The sequence below is a fragment of the Streptomyces sp. NPDC107550 genome (assembly GCF_055639095.1).
Genome location: NZ_JBVKBC010000016.1, coordinates 146,418 through 162,644, shown reverse-complemented (window position 1 = coordinate 162,644; position 16,227 = coordinate 146,418). Strand labels below are relative to the sequence as shown.

The 16,227-nt window shown below is 72.4% G+C and carries 16 protein-coding genes; 10 read left to right on the top strand and 6 right to left on the bottom strand.

The window, feature by feature from the left end:
- Window positions 1-197: 197 nt before the first annotated feature.
- From ACZ7LY_RS21945 to ACZ7LY_RS21935, 3 genes are all read right to left on the bottom strand, one after another.
- Window positions 198-1,517, bottom strand: coding sequence for a S28 family serine protease (locus tag ACZ7LY_RS21945; protein WP_471626337.1), 1,320 nt, complete (start codon window positions 1,515-1,517; stop codon window positions 198-200).
- Between the two features lie 178 nt (window positions 1,518-1,695).
- A complete protein-coding gene (locus ACZ7LY_RS21940; RefSeq protein ID WP_471626336.1) occupies window positions 1,696-2,187 on the bottom strand; it encodes a peptidylprolyl isomerase in 492 nt (163 codons plus the stop codon).
- A gap of 111 nt (window positions 2,188-2,298) precedes the next feature.
- Window positions 2,299-2,760, bottom strand: a complete 462-nt coding sequence (locus ACZ7LY_RS21935) for a DUF4188 domain-containing protein (RefSeq protein ID WP_471626346.1) — start codon at window positions 2,758-2,760, stop codon at window positions 2,299-2,301.
- An 87-nt stretch (window positions 2,761-2,847) separates the two neighbouring features.
- Here ACZ7LY_RS21935 and ACZ7LY_RS21930 point away from each other — a divergent pair, with 87 nt between their 5' ends.
- The 6 genes from ACZ7LY_RS21930 (at window position 2,848) to ACZ7LY_RS21905 (ending at window position 8,584) form a co-directional block, all read left to right on the top strand.
- On the top strand, window positions 2,848-3,489 hold the full coding sequence (locus tag ACZ7LY_RS21930) for a MerR family transcriptional regulator (protein WP_471626335.1): 642 nt from the start codon (window positions 2,848-2,850) through the stop codon (window positions 3,487-3,489).
- Window positions 3,490-4,148: 659 nt separating this feature from the next.
- A complete protein-coding gene (locus ACZ7LY_RS21925; RefSeq protein WP_471626334.1) occupies window positions 4,149-5,846 on the top strand; it encodes a sensor histidine kinase in 1,698 nt (565 codons plus the stop codon).
- Between the two features lie 114 nt (window positions 5,847-5,960).
- A complete protein-coding gene (locus ACZ7LY_RS21920; protein ID WP_471626333.1) occupies window positions 5,961-6,380 on the top strand; it encodes a roadblock/LC7 domain-containing protein in 420 nt (139 codons plus the stop codon).
- Window positions 6,377-6,739 carry a DUF742 domain-containing protein gene (locus ACZ7LY_RS21915; protein WP_471626332.1) on the top strand — a complete coding sequence of 121 codons (363 nt, stop codon included), beginning with the start codon at window positions 6,377-6,379 and terminating at the stop codon, window positions 6,737-6,739. Before ACZ7LY_RS21920 ends, ACZ7LY_RS21915 begins: the two co-directional genes overlap by 4 nt.
- A complete protein-coding gene (locus tag ACZ7LY_RS21910; protein ID WP_471626331.1) occupies window positions 6,720-7,337 on the top strand; it encodes a GTP-binding protein in 618 nt (205 codons plus the stop codon). Before ACZ7LY_RS21915 ends, ACZ7LY_RS21910 begins: the two co-directional genes overlap by 20 nt.
- 8 nt (window positions 7,338-7,345) lie before the next feature.
- Window positions 7,346-8,584, top strand: coding sequence for a cytochrome P450 (locus ACZ7LY_RS21905; RefSeq protein WP_471626345.1), 1,239 nt, complete (start codon window positions 7,346-7,348; stop codon window positions 8,582-8,584).
- Window positions 8,585-8,626: 42 nt separating this feature from the next.
- Here the strand turns inward: ACZ7LY_RS21905 and trpS are convergent, their stop codons facing one another.
- The 3 genes from trpS to ACZ7LY_RS21890 all read right to left on the bottom strand — a co-directional run bounded on the left by trpS (window position 8,627) and on the right by ACZ7LY_RS21890 (window position 12,353).
- Window positions 8,627-9,763, bottom strand: coding sequence for a tryptophan--tRNA ligase (trpS, locus tag ACZ7LY_RS21900; RefSeq protein WP_471626330.1), 1,137 nt, complete (start codon window positions 9,761-9,763; stop codon window positions 8,627-8,629).
- Window positions 9,764-9,953: 190 nt separating this feature from the next.
- Complete coding sequence (locus tag ACZ7LY_RS21895; RefSeq protein ID WP_471626329.1) at window positions 9,954-11,177, bottom strand: cytochrome P450; 1,224 nt, start codon at window positions 11,175-11,177, stop codon at window positions 9,954-9,956.
- A gap of 135 nt (window positions 11,178-11,312) precedes the next feature.
- Window positions 11,313-12,353, bottom strand: coding sequence for an NAD(P)-dependent alcohol dehydrogenase (locus ACZ7LY_RS21890; RefSeq protein WP_471626328.1), 1,041 nt, complete (start codon window positions 12,351-12,353; stop codon window positions 11,313-11,315).
- Between the two features lie 306 nt (window positions 12,354-12,659).
- On the opposite strand from ACZ7LY_RS21890, the gene ACZ7LY_RS21885 reads away from it, so the two are divergent.
- The 4 genes from ACZ7LY_RS21885 (at window position 12,660) to ACZ7LY_RS21870 (ending at window position 16,220) form a co-directional block, all read left to right on the top strand.
- Entirely contained in the window at window positions 12,660-13,646 is a 987-nt protein-coding gene (locus tag ACZ7LY_RS21885; RefSeq protein WP_471626327.1) for a Dyp-type peroxidase, read from the top strand.
- A 5-nt stretch (window positions 13,647-13,651) separates the two neighbouring features.
- Window positions 13,652-14,452 carry a family 1 encapsulin nanocompartment shell protein gene (locus tag ACZ7LY_RS21880; protein WP_471626326.1) on the top strand — a complete coding sequence of 267 codons (801 nt, stop codon included), beginning with the start codon at window positions 13,652-13,654 and terminating at the stop codon, window positions 14,450-14,452.
- A gap of 268 nt (window positions 14,453-14,720) precedes the next feature.
- Window positions 14,721-15,989, top strand: coding sequence for a cytochrome P450 (locus tag ACZ7LY_RS21875; protein WP_471626325.1), 1,269 nt, complete (start codon window positions 14,721-14,723; stop codon window positions 15,987-15,989).
- Between the two features lie 33 nt (window positions 15,990-16,022).
- Window positions 16,023-16,220, top strand: coding sequence for a ferredoxin (locus tag ACZ7LY_RS21870; protein ID WP_471626324.1), 198 nt, complete (start codon window positions 16,023-16,025; stop codon window positions 16,218-16,220).
- Window positions 16,221-16,227: the final 7 nt, after the last annotated feature.

Sequence of the window (16,227 nt, the reverse complement as noted above, 5' to 3'; positions counted from 1 at the left end):
GTCTGGTGCGTGCTCTCGGCGTGCCGGGTGCAAGGCCTCGTACTGGATGTACTTGGCCTTACGCCCGGTGCGGCGAGAGTGCGTGCCAGGCGTCGTGGGGCAGGCGGGACTTTGCGGACACGCCCTAGGGACCGGCCCCTGGCATCCGGCCCGCCGCCTCGCGGGGCGGCGGGCCGAGTACTGGTGCTACCCCGGTCCTACTGTCCGGCCCACCGCTTCAAGGTCGCCGTCGCGGCGTCCTTCTGGTCGGCGGGCAGGGCGGCGATGCGCGCGTTGTGGTTCGACTTCGGCACGACGTACTTGTACGAGTCGTTCTTGCTCGGCGTGAACTGCTCGGCGCTCCACGGGTCGTTCTGCCCGTACACGAACAGCATGCGCCGCGCGTCCTTGCGGACCCACTTGTCGACGCCCTTGACGACGGCGCCGTCGTAGGTGGTGCGCATGTCGGCGGGGAGCACGGAGTTCGGCTGGTACAGGCCGGGGTAGTGGCGTACGCCCTTGAGGTTCTTGAACTTCAGGTCGGCCCAGCCCAGTTGGGCGGCGGCCTGGCGGTAGTAGGGGCCGCTGCCGTTGGCGCCGAGGGTGGAGTCCTCGTAGACGGACAGGCCGTGGTCGAGGGACCACCGGTAGAGGTCGTCGTCGGAGACGGTCCGCGCGTCGGGGACGGTGGGGCAGTTGTCGACGGAGCCGGTCTGCCAGAAGTTCCACACCTGGTCGAGGACGGCGAACTCGTAGGCGCGGTCGGTGGTGCCGAGGGTGTTCGTGAAGGTGTAGCCGGCGTCCTTCGCGGTCTTCTCGAACTTGGGCAGCAGCGCCTCGCGGCGGGCCAGCATCTCGCGCTGAACGGCGGCGAGCGCGTCGCGGCACTCCTTGGTGCCGACGTTCTCGAAGAAGTCCTCGTAGCCGCTGTCGTCGTTGTTGTTCGCGTCGTTCGGGGCGACGTAGGCGACGACGCCGTCGTAGTCGCGCGGGTAGAAGCGGTAGTGGTAGGTGGCGGTCATACCGCCCTTCGAGCCGCCGGTGGCGAGCCACTTGGAGGTCTTGTCGTACAGCGGTCTGACGGCCTCGACGATGCCGTGCTCGTCGGCGGCCTCCTGCTGGATCGTCATCTTGTCCCAGGGCGTGCCGCCGGCCGGGACGGAGGGGCCGAAGAAGCGGTGCTCGACGCTGAGCTGGTTCGCGTCGAGGATCGTGGTGGGTTCGCGGGTCGAGGACGAGAGTCCGTAACCGCCGGTGTAGAGGACGACGGGCTTGGCGGTGGACTTGTGCCAGAGCGTGAACCGCTGCTGGAACGTGCCGCGTTCGGGGTGGTCATGGTCGACGGGCTGGGCGATGGACAGGGAGTAGAGGGGGTGTCCCTCCTTGTCCGTCACGCCGGTGACCGTGACCCCGGGTATCGCGCGCAGCCGGTCCTCGAAGGACGCGGTGGCGGCGCTCGCGGGGGCGGCGGTCGCGGCGAGGGCGCCGGCCGTCAGGGCGGCGGAGAGCAGCAGCGTGGGCAGGGTGCGCAGGCGCACGGGGCCTCCCGGGTCGGGGAGGAGCGTGTGGTGGATCACTCCTCCGGATGACCGAGACCTTAACCCGGGGCGCGCGAGGGGCTGTTGGGGTCGCCGGAGCGTCCGCCGGAGACGGCAGGAGCCGGGAGGCGGCCCGTGGGGGCTGCCTCCCGGCTCCGTACGCGGTGCGCGGGCGGGCTCAGAGCTGGCCGGACTCCGCGATGGTGATCTTGGCCTTCGGGGTGCCGCTCTGCGAGCCGAGGGACTCGATCTTCTTCACGAGGTCCATGCCGTCCTCGACCTCGCCGAAGACGACGTGCTTGCCGTCGAGCCAGCCCGTGACGACCGTCGTGATGAAGAACTGCGAGCCGTTGGTGTTCGGGCCGGCGTTCGCCATCGAGAGCAGACCCGGGCGGGTGTGCTTGCGCTCGAAGTTCTCGTCGGCGAACTTCTCGCCGTAGATGGACTTGCCGCCGGTGCCGTTGCCGGCGGTGAAGTCACCGCCCTGGAGCATGAACTCCGGGATGACGCGGTGGAAGGAGGAGCCGGCGTAGCCGAAGCCCTTCTCGCCGGTGCACAGGGCGCGGAAGTTCTCCGCGGTCTTCGGGACGACGTCGTCGTACAGGTTGAACGTGATCCGCCCGGCGGGCTCGTCGTTGATCGTGATGTCGAAGTAGGTCTTGATTGCCATGGCGCAATCCTGTCATCACGAAGCGCCGAATGCCGATTCGGCCCCGCGGAACGGCTCGTTTCACCACGCTGCGCACTGATGCATACACCCGGGGTGACGGTGCGTACGGGCTCAGACGTCGAGGCGGTCCGCGGCCTGGACGCCGTCGCGCAGCGGGCGCGTGCCGTACGCCTTGCCGAGCCCGTAGGGCGGCATGTCGCCGTAGATGGCCTCGTAGCGGCCCGCGGGGACGACGTACGTCTCGTGCCACAGGCCGACGTGTCCGGCGCTGCGGCGCGCGTACCGGTTGATCCGGGCCCACCAGGGGCGGTGGCGCTTGTCGGGCCGGGCCGCGTAGGTGAGGAGCTTGTCCTTCGACTCCCAGTACTGCACGACGTAGTACTCGCGCGGCCCGGCGGTGCCGAGCATGCGGTGGAGCAGGCCGAGGGAGCGGTCGCGGCTCAGTTCCCTGAGCATCAGCGGCATCGCGCAGAAGACGGGGAGCCAGCGGTGGAGCGCCCAGAAATGGTTGATGCGCATGCCGATGAGGAAGACGACGACCTCCCCGTCGACGGCTGCGGTCGTGCGGCCCATGTGCGGTGTCGTGGACACGTTTCTCCCCCGGTCCCTCGCCCTGCGATGTGATTGGATAGTGGCACTTTCCAAGGAGGGGCACAAGGGATGCGCCTGAGCGAACTGAGCGAGCGCAGCGGTGTGCCGGTGGGCACGATCAAGTACTACTTGCGCGAGGGTCTGCTGCCGCCGGGCCGCCGGGTGAGCGCGACGCAGGCCGCGTACGAGGAGGCCCATCTACGGCGCCTCTCGCTCGTGCGGGCGCTGATCCAGGTGGGGCGGGTGCCGGTGGCGACGGCGCGCGAAGTGCTCGGGCACATCGACGACGAGGCGCTGGGCACGACGTTCCGGGTGGGCGCCGCGCTGTGGGCGCTGCCGCAGCCGCCGGACGCCGACGCGGACGATCCGGAGGTGCGGCGGGTCGCCGCCGACGTCGACCGGCTCCTCGCGGATCTCGGCTGGGAGCACGCGCGCGAGATCGGCGCCCTCTCCCCCAGCCACCGCGCGCTGGTCAGCACGGTCGCCACGCTCACCCGGCTCGGGTACGCGTGCGGGCCCGACGTGCTCGCCGGCTACGCGCGGCGCATGGAGGAGGTCGCCCGCCTCGACCTGGACCGGCTCGACACGTACGAGGACACGGCCGAGAAGGCGGAGGCGGCGGTCGCGGCGGCCGTCCTGTTCGAGCCGGTGCTGCTCGCGCTGCGGCGGCTCGCGCAGGAGGAGCACAGCACCCGGCGCTACGGCCTGTGACACGGCTGCGGACTTACGACAAGACGGCCCCGCCGCTTCCAGGGGGGAGAGGAAGCGACGGGGCCAAACGCTTCAGCGCCCGGGGGGGGGTGGGGCTGCGTGAAGCTGTCTCTTACGAGCGACTGCCCGGGATCACCGCGCACATGCGCACCTCTTCAAAAAAAGTTCCGGGCGCCCGAAGACCGCCACGCTCCGCCGCCGCCCGGCACCCTCCGGCGGCAGGCGCGCAGACCCCGGACACTCATGTCGTTCCTGCTCGCCGGGCGGACGGGATGACCGTACGACGATCACCTCATCGCCACGAGGTTGGCTGAAAACGTTCGCTACGGCGTGCGGCCCGGGCGGTGGTGCCCGGCACCTTACGGGGGCGCGCGCCGGGTGTGCGCCCGCCCGGGCCCGAGACCTCCGCCTTCGAGGGGTGCGCGCGGGTGTGCGACCTCTATCACGGGCGGGGCGGCCGAGGACGACTTCACGACGAACTCCCGCGACAGGCGGACTGCCCGTCTTGTCCGGCCTGTTGGCCGCCTGTGATGACTAGCATGAACGCACAAACGGTCCGGAAGATCGGCGTCCTCTTCGGTGGCCGCTGCCCGGACCCGCAGCCGACTCGACCGGTCGGCTCGTCGCTTCCCGCACTCAAGGACCGAGGGACCCGCGCAATGTCAGTGCCTGCTCCTCCCCGCCCGCGCGCGATAGCCAGGCCGGGGCGCTCCTCGCTCGGCACCGGGGCGGTCGTGCTCGTGGTGGCGGCCGCGGCGGCCGGCGCCGCGGCGGCGCTCGCCCCGGACGCCGCCCGCACCTGGGCGGTGACGACGGCCGCGGTCGCCTGGGTGTGCCTCGCCGCCGTCGTGCTCGCCTACGGCGCGCTGCTCGACCGCTCGCGGCGCGCGGCGGCCCGGGCGCGGGAGGAACTCTCGCAGGCGCAGGGCACGTTGACCCGGCAGGCGGCCGAGGCCGCGCAGCTCGTGCACGCGACGCTGCCGGGCGTCGCGCAGCGGCTGCGCTCCGGTGAGGGCGTGGCGTCGCTGCCCACCCCGCCCTCCGACCCCCAACTGCGGCGGGTGCTCGACCAGTTCACGGTCGGCGTCGAGCAGGCGGTGCGGGAGGCCCAGCGGGCCGCCGCCGACCGGGACGCGATGCGCGCCGAAGTGGAGCGCGGCACCGCCGAGTTGGACCATCTGACGAAGGTGACGTTCCCTGCGGCCGTGGCGCGGCTGCGCGAGGGGGCCTCCGCCGACACCGTGCTCGCCGAGCTGAGCTGGCCGGACAACCCGCTGCTGCGGGTGCCCGTCGAGGCGTTCCTGCGCGAGCTGGCGCTGAGCGAGCGGCGCGGCGCCGCCGCCCAGGCCGCCTCCGCGAAGGCGCTCAGCCGCGTCCAGGCCAAGGCCGTCAGCATGCTCGCCGACCTGCGCGGTATGCAGGAGCGGCACGGCGAGGAGGTCTTCGGCGACCTGCTGCGCCTCGACCACTCCACCTCGCAGCTCGGCCTGATGACCGACCGTCTCGCCCTGCTCATGGGCGGCCGCTCCAGCCGCGCCTGGAACAAGCCGATCGTGATGGAGAGCGTGCTGCGCGGCGCCGTCGGCCGCATCGCCGCCTACCAGCGCGTCCGCCTGCACTGCGCGACGAACGCGGCGGTCGCCGGGTTCGCGGCCGAGGGCGTCATGCACCTGCTGGCCGAGCTGATGGACAACGCGGCGAACTTCTCGCCGCCCATCGACGAGGTCCACGTCTACGTCGAGGAGCGCGCCGCCGGACTCGTCGTCACCATCGAGGACAGCGGCCTGAAGATGGCCGACGCCGCGATGCGCCGCGCCGAGGAAGCGGTGTCGGGACAGGTCACCGACCTGGCCTCGCTCCAGGGCACCCGGCTCGGCCTCGCCGTGGTGGGCCGGCTCGCCGCGAAGTACCGCATCGACGTCAACTTCCGGCCGTCCTCGCGCGGCGGCACCGGAGTCGTCGTCCTGCTCCCGCCGCAGTTGCTCGCCCAGCAGCGCGAGCCGCTGCACGAGCAGGCGCTCATCGCCCCGCGCCCCGCGCTCGACCGCCCCGCCGGCGGCGGCGACACTTTCGGCGCCGGCCTCGCCCTGTCCGACGGCGCGGGCTCCCTCCCGTACGAGACCCACGAGCGGGCGCACGGCGTGCCCGAGCCGCGCCCGGCGCAGCCCGCGGCCTCGACGCCGGGCGGGCTGCCGGTGCGCCCGCCGGGGCGGACCATGGCCGCCGCCGACAAGGAGCGCGAGCGCCCCGCGGCCCCCGCGCGCGAGACGAAGCCCGGCCGGGACGCCGGCTCCCGCTTCGGCGCCTTCCACCGCGCCCGCAACAAGGCCAGGGACGGCGAGCCCGACGCCGAGTAGCGCGCGGCCCGCACGGGCCCGCAGGACCATCCACCAGCCCCCGCCCCACACCGTGAGATTGGAGGAACGGGCGGTGTCCGGCACTGTCCGGACCGCTGACCGCCCGACCCCGCCATGCAGACGACTGACACCAGCCTGACCTGGCTCCTGGAGAGCCTTCTGGAGCGCACCCCCGGCACCCGGCACGCCCTGGTGCTCTCCCGCGACGGCCTGAAGCTGTGCTGGAGCGAGCATCTGACGCTGGACCAGGCCGACCAGCTCGCCGCGATCTGCTCGGGCATCCAGGCGCTCGCGCAGGGCGCGTCGGTGGAGTTCGGCGACGGCAGCGGCGGCGTACGCCACTCGATGACGGAGTTCCACGGCGGGCTGCTGTTCATCGTGGACGCGGGCGAGGGCGCGCACCTCGCGGTCGTCGCGGCCGAGGACGCCGACCCGGGCGTCGTCGGCCACCAGATGACGGAGCTGGTCGAGCAGATCGGGGAGCATCTGCGCGCCGAGCCGCGCCAGGCCACCACCCCCAGCGGCACCGCGTGACCCCGCGCCGGCCCGTCGACATCGGCGCCCCCGACCGGCTCTACACGGTCACGGGCGGCAGGACCCGCGCCGACGACACCTCCTTCGACCTGGTGACGCTGGTGGTCAGCGAGTGCGAGCCGGCCGCCGGGATGCAGTCGGAACACGTCCGCATCCTGGAGCTGTGCCGGCACCCCACGGCGGTCGTGGAGCTGGCCGCCGAGCTGCAGCTGCCCATCACGGTGGTGCGCATCCTGCTCGGCGACCTGCTGGCGACCGGCAAGATCACCGCACGGCATCCGCGGTCGGCCGCCGCCGTCGCCGAACTCCCCGATTCCGACCTTCTCAAGGAGGTGCTCCATGGGCTCCGCAACCTCTGAGCTGCCCGCGCACCGCACACCGCTCGGCGCCGCGGCGGACACCGGCCTGAAGATCGTCGTCGTGGGCGGGTTCGGCGTCGGCAAGACCACGCTGGTGCGCTCGGTGAGCGAGATCCGCCCGCTCAACACCGAGGAGGTCATGACGCAGGCCGGGGTCGGCGTCGACTCCACGGCGGGCGTCGCGGCGAAGACGACGACCACGGTCGCCTTCGACTTCGGTCGTATCAGCCTCAACGAGCGCATGGTCCTGTACTTGTTCGGCGCGCCCGGGCAGGAACGGTTCTGGTTCCTGTGGGACCGGCTGTTCTCGGGCACGCTCGGCGCGGTCGTGCTCGTGGACACCCGGCGCATGGACGAGTCCTGGTACGCCATCGACCGTCTTGAGCACCACGGCACGCCGTTCGTGGTCGCGGTCAACCGGTTCGACGACGAGCCGGTGCGGCACTCCCTCGACGAGATCCGCCAGGCGCTCGCGCTGCCCGCGCACGTGCCGATGATCGACTGCGACGCGCGGGTCAGATCGTCCGGCAAGGACGTGCTGATCACCCTCGTGGACCACCTCTACGAACTGGCCATGGCCCAGGAGACGACACCGTGACCGAGCAGATGCCTTCCCCGCCGCCCGGCTGCCCCGCGCACGCGGGCGCCGTGCCGCTGAGCGGCCTGGAGTACCAGCAGACGCCCTCGCAGCTCTACCGGGCGCTGCGCAGGGAGCACGGGCCGGTCGCGCCGGTGCTGCTGGACGGCGGGATCCCGGCGTGGCTGGTGCTCGGCTACTCCGAGGTCAGCTATGTGACCGCGCACGACGAGCTGTTCGCCCGTGACTCGCGCCGCTGGAACCAGTGGGAGCACATCCCCGCGGACTGGCCGCTGCTGCCGTTCGTCGGCTACCAGCCGTCCGTGCTGTTCACCGAGGGCGAGGAGCACCGGCGCCGGGCCGGGGTGATCACGCACGCGCTCGAACAGGTCGACCAGTTCGAACTGGGGCGGGACTGCGGGCACATCGCGGACCGGCTCATCGCCCGGTTCGCGGGCAGCGGGCAGGCCGAACTGATGACGGCGTACGCGCACGCCCTGCCGATGCTCGCGGTGGTGCAGCTGTGCGGGATGCCCGAACTGGGCGCCGACACCCAGGACTTCGTCGACGATCTGCGGATCTCGCTGGACGCGGCCGAGGGCGACGACCCGGTCGCCGCGTACACGCGGGTCGGGGAGCGGCTCCAGCAGCTCGTGAAGGAGAAGCGGGAGCGGCCGGGTCCTGACGTGACGTCCCGGATGATCCACCACCCGGCGGGGCTGAGCGACGAGGAGGTCATCCAGGACCTGATCTCGGTGATCGCCGCCGCGCAACAGCCGACGGCCAACTGGATCTGCAACGCGCTGCGCCTGCTGCTGACCGACGAGCGGTTCGCGCTGAACGTCTCGGGCGGCCGGCTCAGCGTCGGCGAGGCCCTCAACGAGGTGCTGTGGCTGGACACGCCGACGCAGAACTTCATCGGCCGCTGGGCGGTACGGGACACGCAGCTCGGCGGGCGGCAGATCCGCGCCGGCGACTGCGTGGTGCTGGGGCTCGCCGCGGCCAACACGGACCCGCAGATCTGGCCCGAGTCGCATGTGGGCGCGGAGAACGCGGCGCATCTGTCGTTCAGCAACGGCGAGCACCGCTGCCCCTACCCGGCGCCGCTGCTGGCGGACGTGATGGCGCGGACGGCGGTGGAGACGCTGCTGGACCGGCTGCCGGACATCGTGCTGGCGGTGGAGCCGGAGGAGCTGACGTGGCGGCCGTCGATCTGGATGCGGGGCCTGACCTCGCTGCCGGTGAGCTTCACGCCCGTCGTGCAGTGAGCGGCCGCCCCTGACGCGTCGCCGGGGCGGCCCGCCCCCTGTTCAGTAGTGGGCGTTCATCGCGGCGCGGACCTCCGCGAGGGTGGTCTCGGCGATCTCGTTGGCGCGGGCGTTCCCGGCGCGCAGCACGTCGTGGACGACGGCGCGGTCCCGGGCGTAGGCGGCGCGGCGGGCGCGGATCGGCGCGAAGCGTTCGTTGACGGCGTCGGTGACGCGGCGCTTGAGGGCGGCGCCGCCGCCGTCGCCGAGTTCGGCGGCGATCTCGTGCGGGTCGCGTTCCTCGCACAGCGCGGCGAGCAGGACGAGCGAGGAGACCTCGGGGCGGGTGTCCGGGTCGTAGGTGATGCGCCGGTCGGCGTCGGTGCGGGCGCCGCGCAGCAGGCGGGCCGTCTCGTCGGCGGTGGCGGACAGGGCGACGGCGTTGCCGCGGCTCTTGCTCATCTTGGTGCCGTCGGTGCCGAGCAGCAGCGGCGCCCTGGAGAGCAGCGGTTCGGGTTCGGGGAAGACCGGGGTGCCGTGTCCGTAGCGGTCGTTGAAGCGGCGGGCGATGGTGCGGGTGAGTTCCAGGTGGGGCAGCTGGTCCTGGCCGACGGGGACGAGGTCGGCATGGCAGAAGAGGATGTCGGCGGCCTGGTGGGCGGGGTAGGTGAACATCAGGCCGCTGACGGCGGACTGCCGGGAGTGGGCGATCTCGTCCTTGACGGTGGGGTTGCGGCCGAGTTCGGCGACGGAGACGAGGCTGAGGAACGGCAGCAGCAACTGGTTGAGGGCCGGGACCGCGCTGTGCGTGAAGATCGTGGAGCGCTCGGGGTCGATGCCGACGGCGAGATGGTCGAGGACCAGTTCCTCGACGTGTCCGGTGAGGTTCTCGGCGATGTCGCGGTCGGTGAGGACCTGGTAGTCGGCGACGAGGACCATGGTCTGGACGCCGAGGTCCTGGAGTCTGACGCGGTTGTGCAGGGTGCCGAAGTAGTGCCCGAGGTGGAGGCGGCCGGTGGGCCGGTCGCCGGTCAGGACGCGGAACCGGCCGGGCTCCTCGGCGACGCGGCGCTCCAGCGCGGCGCTGCGGGCCCGCGCGCCGGAGAGGTCGAGGGCGGCGGAAGCGCCGGCGGTTCCGACAGTGCCAGTCGATTCGACGGTGCCGTGGGCGTCGGTGGCGGGGGCTTCGGTGGTGCTCATGGGTCTCTCCCGGGGTCAGAAGGTCATGGCCGCTCTCGGGACGGCATGGCTTCCGGTGGGAAGAGAAAAGGGCCGTCCGGGGACGGCCCTTGTACGTGCGTGAGTGTGGCCGCCTCTATGTGAGGCGCCACCAGTTCAGGCACGAGGAAGAACGCATGCGGCAAGCGTACACCCCTGCCGGGGCCGCGCCTCAGGCCGTCACGGGCGTGAAGCGGACGGGCAGCGACTGCGGGCCGCGGGTGAAGACGCCCTGCTCGACCGGGTCGAAGCCGTCGGCGAGGCGGACGTCGGGCATGGCGTCGAGGAGCTGGCCCACGCCGATCTCGACCTCGGCCTTGGCGAGCAGCGCGCCGACGCAGAAGTGCCGGCCGAGGGCGAAGGCGAGGTGGTCGGCGGCGGCGGAGAACGCGGTGGTGGCCGTCAGGTCCTCGCGGAAGATGTCGAAGCGGTCGGGCTCCTTGTAGCGGTTCTCGTCGCGGTTGGCCGAGCCGATGAGGCAGGTGACGGTGGCGCCCGCGGGCACGGTACCGCCGCTCAGTTCCACGTCCACAGCCGTCTGCCGCATGATCATGTGGACGGGCGGGGTGAAGCGCAGGGTCTCGGCGAAGGCGCGCGGGATGAGGGAGCGGTCGGCGCGGACGGCGGCCAGTTGCTCGGGGTGGGTGAGCAGGTTGGCGAAGATGCTGGCGATGGCCTTGTCGGTGGTCTCGCCGCCGGCGGCGAGGAGCAGGCTGCAGAACGCCTTGATGTCCTCGTCGCTCATGCGGACGCCGTCGACCTCGGCGGCGCACAGCGTGGAGAGCAGGTCGTCGCCGAGGTTCTCGCGGCGGGCGCGGATGATCGGGATCATGTACTCGGCGAACTCGACGCGGGTACGCTCCCCCGCCGCCGCGACCTCGGGGTCGCCCGCGAGGTTGCCGAGGAAGGCGATGACGGCGGTGTACCAGCCGTGGAAGCGGGCGTGGTCGGCCTTGTCGAGCCCGAGCATGTCCGCGATGACGTTCACGGGGAAGCGGGTCGCATAGTCACCGACGAGGTCGGCGGAGCCGGTGGCGCGGAAGGAGTCGATCAGCTCGCGGGAGTTGGCCTCGATGACGGGCAGGAACTTCTCCTGGAGGTCGCTGCCGCGGAAGGCCGGGGCGACCAGCGCCCGGCGCACGGCGTGCTCACGGCCGCTGAGCTGGAGGATGGTCCTGCCGTGGACGGGCTCGATCTGCCAGTCGTAGTTGTCGGTGGTGAACTGCCCTTCCCTGTCCTTGAAGACGCGCTCCACGTCCGCGTACCGCGAGATGATCCAGCTCTGCGTCGCCTCGTGCCAGATGAGGGGCGCGGACTCGCGCATCGCGCGGTAGGCGGGGTAGGGGTTCTCGGCGAACTCCGGCGAGAGGATGTCGGGTATCTGCGCGGTGGACATGGGGCTCCCTGAGCTGGGTGACGGGCGGTCACGCTCAGGTTATTGATCACCCGTCACCTGGAACAGGCCCCTCCACGCCGACAGTTGAGCGCTGCACCACTTGCGTGGCCGAAAACCGACGCTCTCCGGCTGGTCTCAGCCGTTGGGGAGGATGACCGCGCGCCCGTTGATCTTGCCGTCGTGCAGCCGGGCGTACGCCTCGGGGGCGTCGTCGAGGGAGTAGGTCTCGGTGTGCACGGAGACGGCCCCGGCGCGGGCGAGGTCGAGGACCTCGATCAGCTCGGAGCGGCTGCCCCAGTACGGGGCGGTGACGCTGACCTCGAAGTTCGTCGCTCCGAAGCCGACGGGCAGCAGACCGCCGCCGATGCCGACGAGGGTGACGTCGCCCTCGATCGCGGCGACCGCGCCCGCGGTCTCGACGGTGGGCTGGACGCCGACGAAGTCGAAGACGGCCTCGGCGCCGCGCCCGCCGGTCAGCTCCTTGACCTTCCCGGCCGCCTCGGCGTCCGAGAGGATCGCCTCGTGGGCGCCGACCGTCCGGGCGAGGGCGAGCTTGTCCTCGGAGACGTCGAGGGCGATGACGCGGGCGGCGGTCATGGCGCGCAGCAGCTGGATGGCGACGTGACCGAGGCCGCCGGTGCCGATGACGACGGCGGTGGAGCCGGGTACGAGCTTGGGCAGCGAGCGCTTGATCGCGTGGTACGGGGTGAGGCCGGCGTCGGTGAGCGGCACGGTGGCGACGGGGTCGAGGCCGTCGATGGGCACGAGGTGGCGCGGGTCGTCGACGAGCATGTACTCGGCCATCGAGCCGGGGGCGCCGAGTCCGGGCGGGCGGATGCCCAGTTCCTCCGCGCGCAGGCAGTAGTTCTCCTTGCCCTGCGCGCAGTTGGCGCAGGCGCCGCAGCCCCAGGGCCCGTACACGGCGACGGAGTCGCCCTCGGCCAGTCCGGTGACACCGGCGCCGAGCGCGGCGACCGTGCCGACGCCCTCATGGCCGAGGGTGAGGGGAAGCTCGTACGGGAAGGTCTCGGCAGGCCAGCTCATGACGGCGATGTCGGAGTGGCACACGCCCGCGGCGGTGACCTCGAGGAGCACCTGGCCGGGGCCGGGCGCCGGGTCGGGGACGGTGACGACCTCGGGGGCTGACCCGACGGTCCGGTACTGAAGCGCCTTCATGACTCGACTCCTTCGTCGTTCTCGCTCTCCCCCGCCTCTCCACCGTACCTCTCTGACGTCTCAATGGGACACGTGTCCCGATGGGACATGTGTCACGGGACAAAAAAGGACCCCGACCGTACGGGGGAGAACGGTCGGGGCCTGCTTCGAAGGCTAACAGCGAACCGGCCGCGACGGACACCCAAGGCCGCCCCGAGTGGGGTGAGGTCGGACACACCGGCGCATCAGCCGCACATGCCGCGTTCCGCGTCGGCCTCTAAGGTGACGAAGGTCAGCCCTGTGCCGCCACTCCTGCCGGGAGCGCCTGTGCTCGATCCGCAGTCCGTCCTGACGCCTCCCGCGAGGGCCGCCCTGTTCCTCGTGGCCACGGTCTCCCCCGGCGGGGAGGGAGCCGTGCGCGAGACGCTGGGCGATCTGGCCGCGCTCCAGCGCTCCGTCGCGTTCCGCTCACCCGACGACAACCTGGGCTGCCTCGCCGGGGTCGGCTCGATGGCCTGGGACCGGCTGTTCTCGGGCCCGCGCCCGCGCGAGCTGCACCCCTTCCAGGCGCTCGCCGGGCCGCGCCACATGGCCCCGGCGACCCCCGGTGACCTGCTGTTCCATCTGCGGGCGCGGCGCATGGACCTCTGCTTCGAGCTGGCCCGTCTGATCGTCGGGCGGCTCGGGGCGGCCGTCCGGGTGGTCGACGAGGTGCACGGCTTCACCTACTTCGACGAGCGGGACCTGCTCGGCTTCGTCGACGGCACGGAGAACCCGACGGGCCCGGACGCCGACGCGGCCGTCCTGATCGGCGACGAGGACCCGCCGTTCACGGGCGGCTCGTACGTCATCGTGCAGAAGTACCTGCACGACATGGCGGCCTGGGAGGCGCTCGGCGCGGACGAGCAGGAGAAGGTCATCGGGCGCACCAAGTCCACCAATGTGGAGCTGCCCGACGACGTGAAGCCGTCGAACTCGCACGTCGCGCTGAACACGATCGTGGACGAGGACGGCACCGAGCGGAAGATCGTGCGCGAGAACATGCCGTTCGGAACGCTCGGCGACGGCGAGTTCGGCACGTACTTCATCGGCTACGCGCGCACGCCGGACGTCACCGAGCGGATGCTGCGCAACATGTTCCTCGGCGACCCGCCGGGCAACCACGACCGCATCCTCGACTTCTCCACGGCGGTGACCGGCGGCCTGTTCCACGTGCCGAGCGCCGCGTTCCTCGACGACCTGCCCGACCCGCCGCCCGCGCCCTCCCCCGGAGCGGGCGGTTCGCTGGGCATCGGCAGCCTCAAAGGAGCCTGAGCACCATGACGACGAACCTGCACCGGGAACTCGCGCCGATCACGCCCGCCGCCTGGGCCGAGATCGAGGAGGAGGCGCGGCGCACGTTCCAGCGCCATGTGGCGGGGCGCCGCGTCGTGGACGTGACCGGCCCTGAGGGGCCCGAGCTGGCGGCCGTGGGCACCGGGCACCTGGCCGACGTCACCCCGCCGACGCCGGGCGTGTCGGCGCGGCTGCGCGGGGTGCGGCCGCTGGTGGAGCTGCGGGCGCCGTTCACGGTGAGCCGGGCCGCGGTGGACGACGTGGAGCGCGGCTCACGGGACTCCGACTGGCAGCCGGTGAAGGACGCGGCGCGGGCCATGGCGTTCGCCGAGGACCAGGCCGTCTTCGACGGGTACGCGGCGGCCGGCATCCAGGGCCTGCGCGAGCGCACCTCGAACCCGGTGCTGAGCCTGCCGGCCGAGCCGCGCGACTACCCCGACACCATCAGCCGGGCGCTGACCGCGCTGCGCCTCGCGGGCGTCGACGGGCCGTACACGCTGCTGCTCGGCGCCGACGCGTACACGGCCGTCAGCGAGACCTCCGACCACGGCTACCCCGTCGCCAACCACCTCCGGCGCATCCTCGACGGCGAGCTGATCTGGGCGCCCGCGCTCGACGGGGCGTTCGTCCTGTCCACGCGCGGCGGCGACTTCGAGCTGCGGCTCGGCGAGGATCTGGCGATCGGCTACACGGCGCACGACGCGACCGGGATCGAGCTGTACTTCCATCAGACGCTGACGTTCCTGCCGTACACCGACGAGGCGGTCGTCGCGCTCAAGGCATGACGCGGCGGGGGCGCGTTTTCCGGTCGCGCCGGCGCCGTGATCCGGCCGCGCGCGTAAGGGCCGGGCGGGCGGCGCGGGCGCGGGCGGGCCGTGCGAGCTGAGGGAACGCGGTGCGGTCCGCACGCGTACGAAAAGGCCCGGCCAGTTCCGGGCCGCGGAGAACTGGCCGGTCTTCCCGTCGACCAGATAGATGCCCGAGGCATCCAATTGGGAAAGGAGCGCGGAACCTCCCGCTCCACCTGACCGACCCTGCGAGGCGATCCGATCCATGCCCGAGTCCACGACGGAACCGGCCCGCCACACCCCCACCGCGACCACCTCCACCATGACCACCCCCTCCCCCGGACCGGCCCCCGAGGAGGTCCGCTTCCCGCAGGACCGGGGCTGCCCCTACCAGCCGCCCGCCGGGTACGCGCCGCTGCGCTCCGGCCGGCCGCTCCAGCGCGTCACGCTGTTCGACGGGCGCCGCGTCCATCTCGTCACCGGACACGCGCTCGCCCGGACGCTGCTCGCCGACCCGCGCCTGTCCAGCGACCGGAAGCGGCCCGACTTCCCCGCGCCGACCGAGCGCATCGCCCGCGCCGCCGCCCGCAAGGTCGCGCTGCTCGGCGAGGACGACCCCGAGCACAACGCCCAGCGCAGGCTGCTCATCCCGAGCTTCTCCGTGAAGCGGATCGCCGCGCTGCGGCCGGGCGTCCAGCGGACCGTGGACGCCCTCCTCGAAGCCGTCGAGCGCGAGGGGCCGCCCGCCGAGCTGGTCGGCTCGTTCGCGCTGCCCGTGCCGTCCATGGTCATCTGCTCCCTGCTCGGCGTGCCCTACGCCGACCACGAGTTCTTCGAGGGCTGCTCGCGCCGCCTGCTGCGCGGACCGCGCGCCGAGGACGTCGAAGAGGCCCGCCTCGCGCTGGAGGGCTACCTCGGTGACCTGATCGACCGCAAGCGCGCCGACCCGGGCGAGGGCCTGCTCGACGAGCTGATCCACCGCGACACCCCCGGCGGCCCGCTGACCCGCGAGCAGCTCGTCGCCTTCGCGGTGATCCTGCTGGTCGCGGGGCACGAGACGACCGCGAACATGATCTCGCTCGGTACGTTCACGCTGCTGCGCCACCCCGACCGGCTCGCGGCGCTGCGCGCGGGAGAGACGACCACGGCGAACGTCGTGGAGGAGCTGCTGCGCTATCTGTCCATCGCGGACGGCCTGTTCCGGGTCGCCGACGCCGACATCGAGGCCGACGGGGTGACGATCCGGGCCGGTGAGGGCGTCGCGTTCTCCACGGCGCTGATCAACCGGGACCCGGCCGCGTTCCCGGAGCCGGACGCCCTCGACTGGGACCGGTCCGCGCGCCACCACGTGGCGTTCGGCTTCGGCGTCCACCAGTGCCTGGGCCAGAACCTGGCGCGGGCCGAGCTGGACATCGCGCTGACCTCGCTGTTCGCCCGCTTCCCCGGGCTGCGGCTCGCGGCGCCCGCCGAGGAGATCCCGTTCAAGCCGGGCGACACGATCCAGGGCATGCTCGAACTGCCCGTCGCCTGGTGACCCGCCATCCGTGAACTGCCCGCAGGAGGAACCGTGCGGATCGAGATCGACAAGGACCGCTGTGTCGGCGCCGGGATGTGCGCGCTGACCGCGCCGGACGTCTTCACGCAGGACGACGACGGGTTCAGCGAGCTGCTGCCCGGCCACGAGGACGCGGCCGGGCGGCAGCCCATGGTGAGGGAGGCGGTACGGGCCTGCCCGGTGGGCGCGGTGTCCGTCACCGGCGACTGAGCCGCCG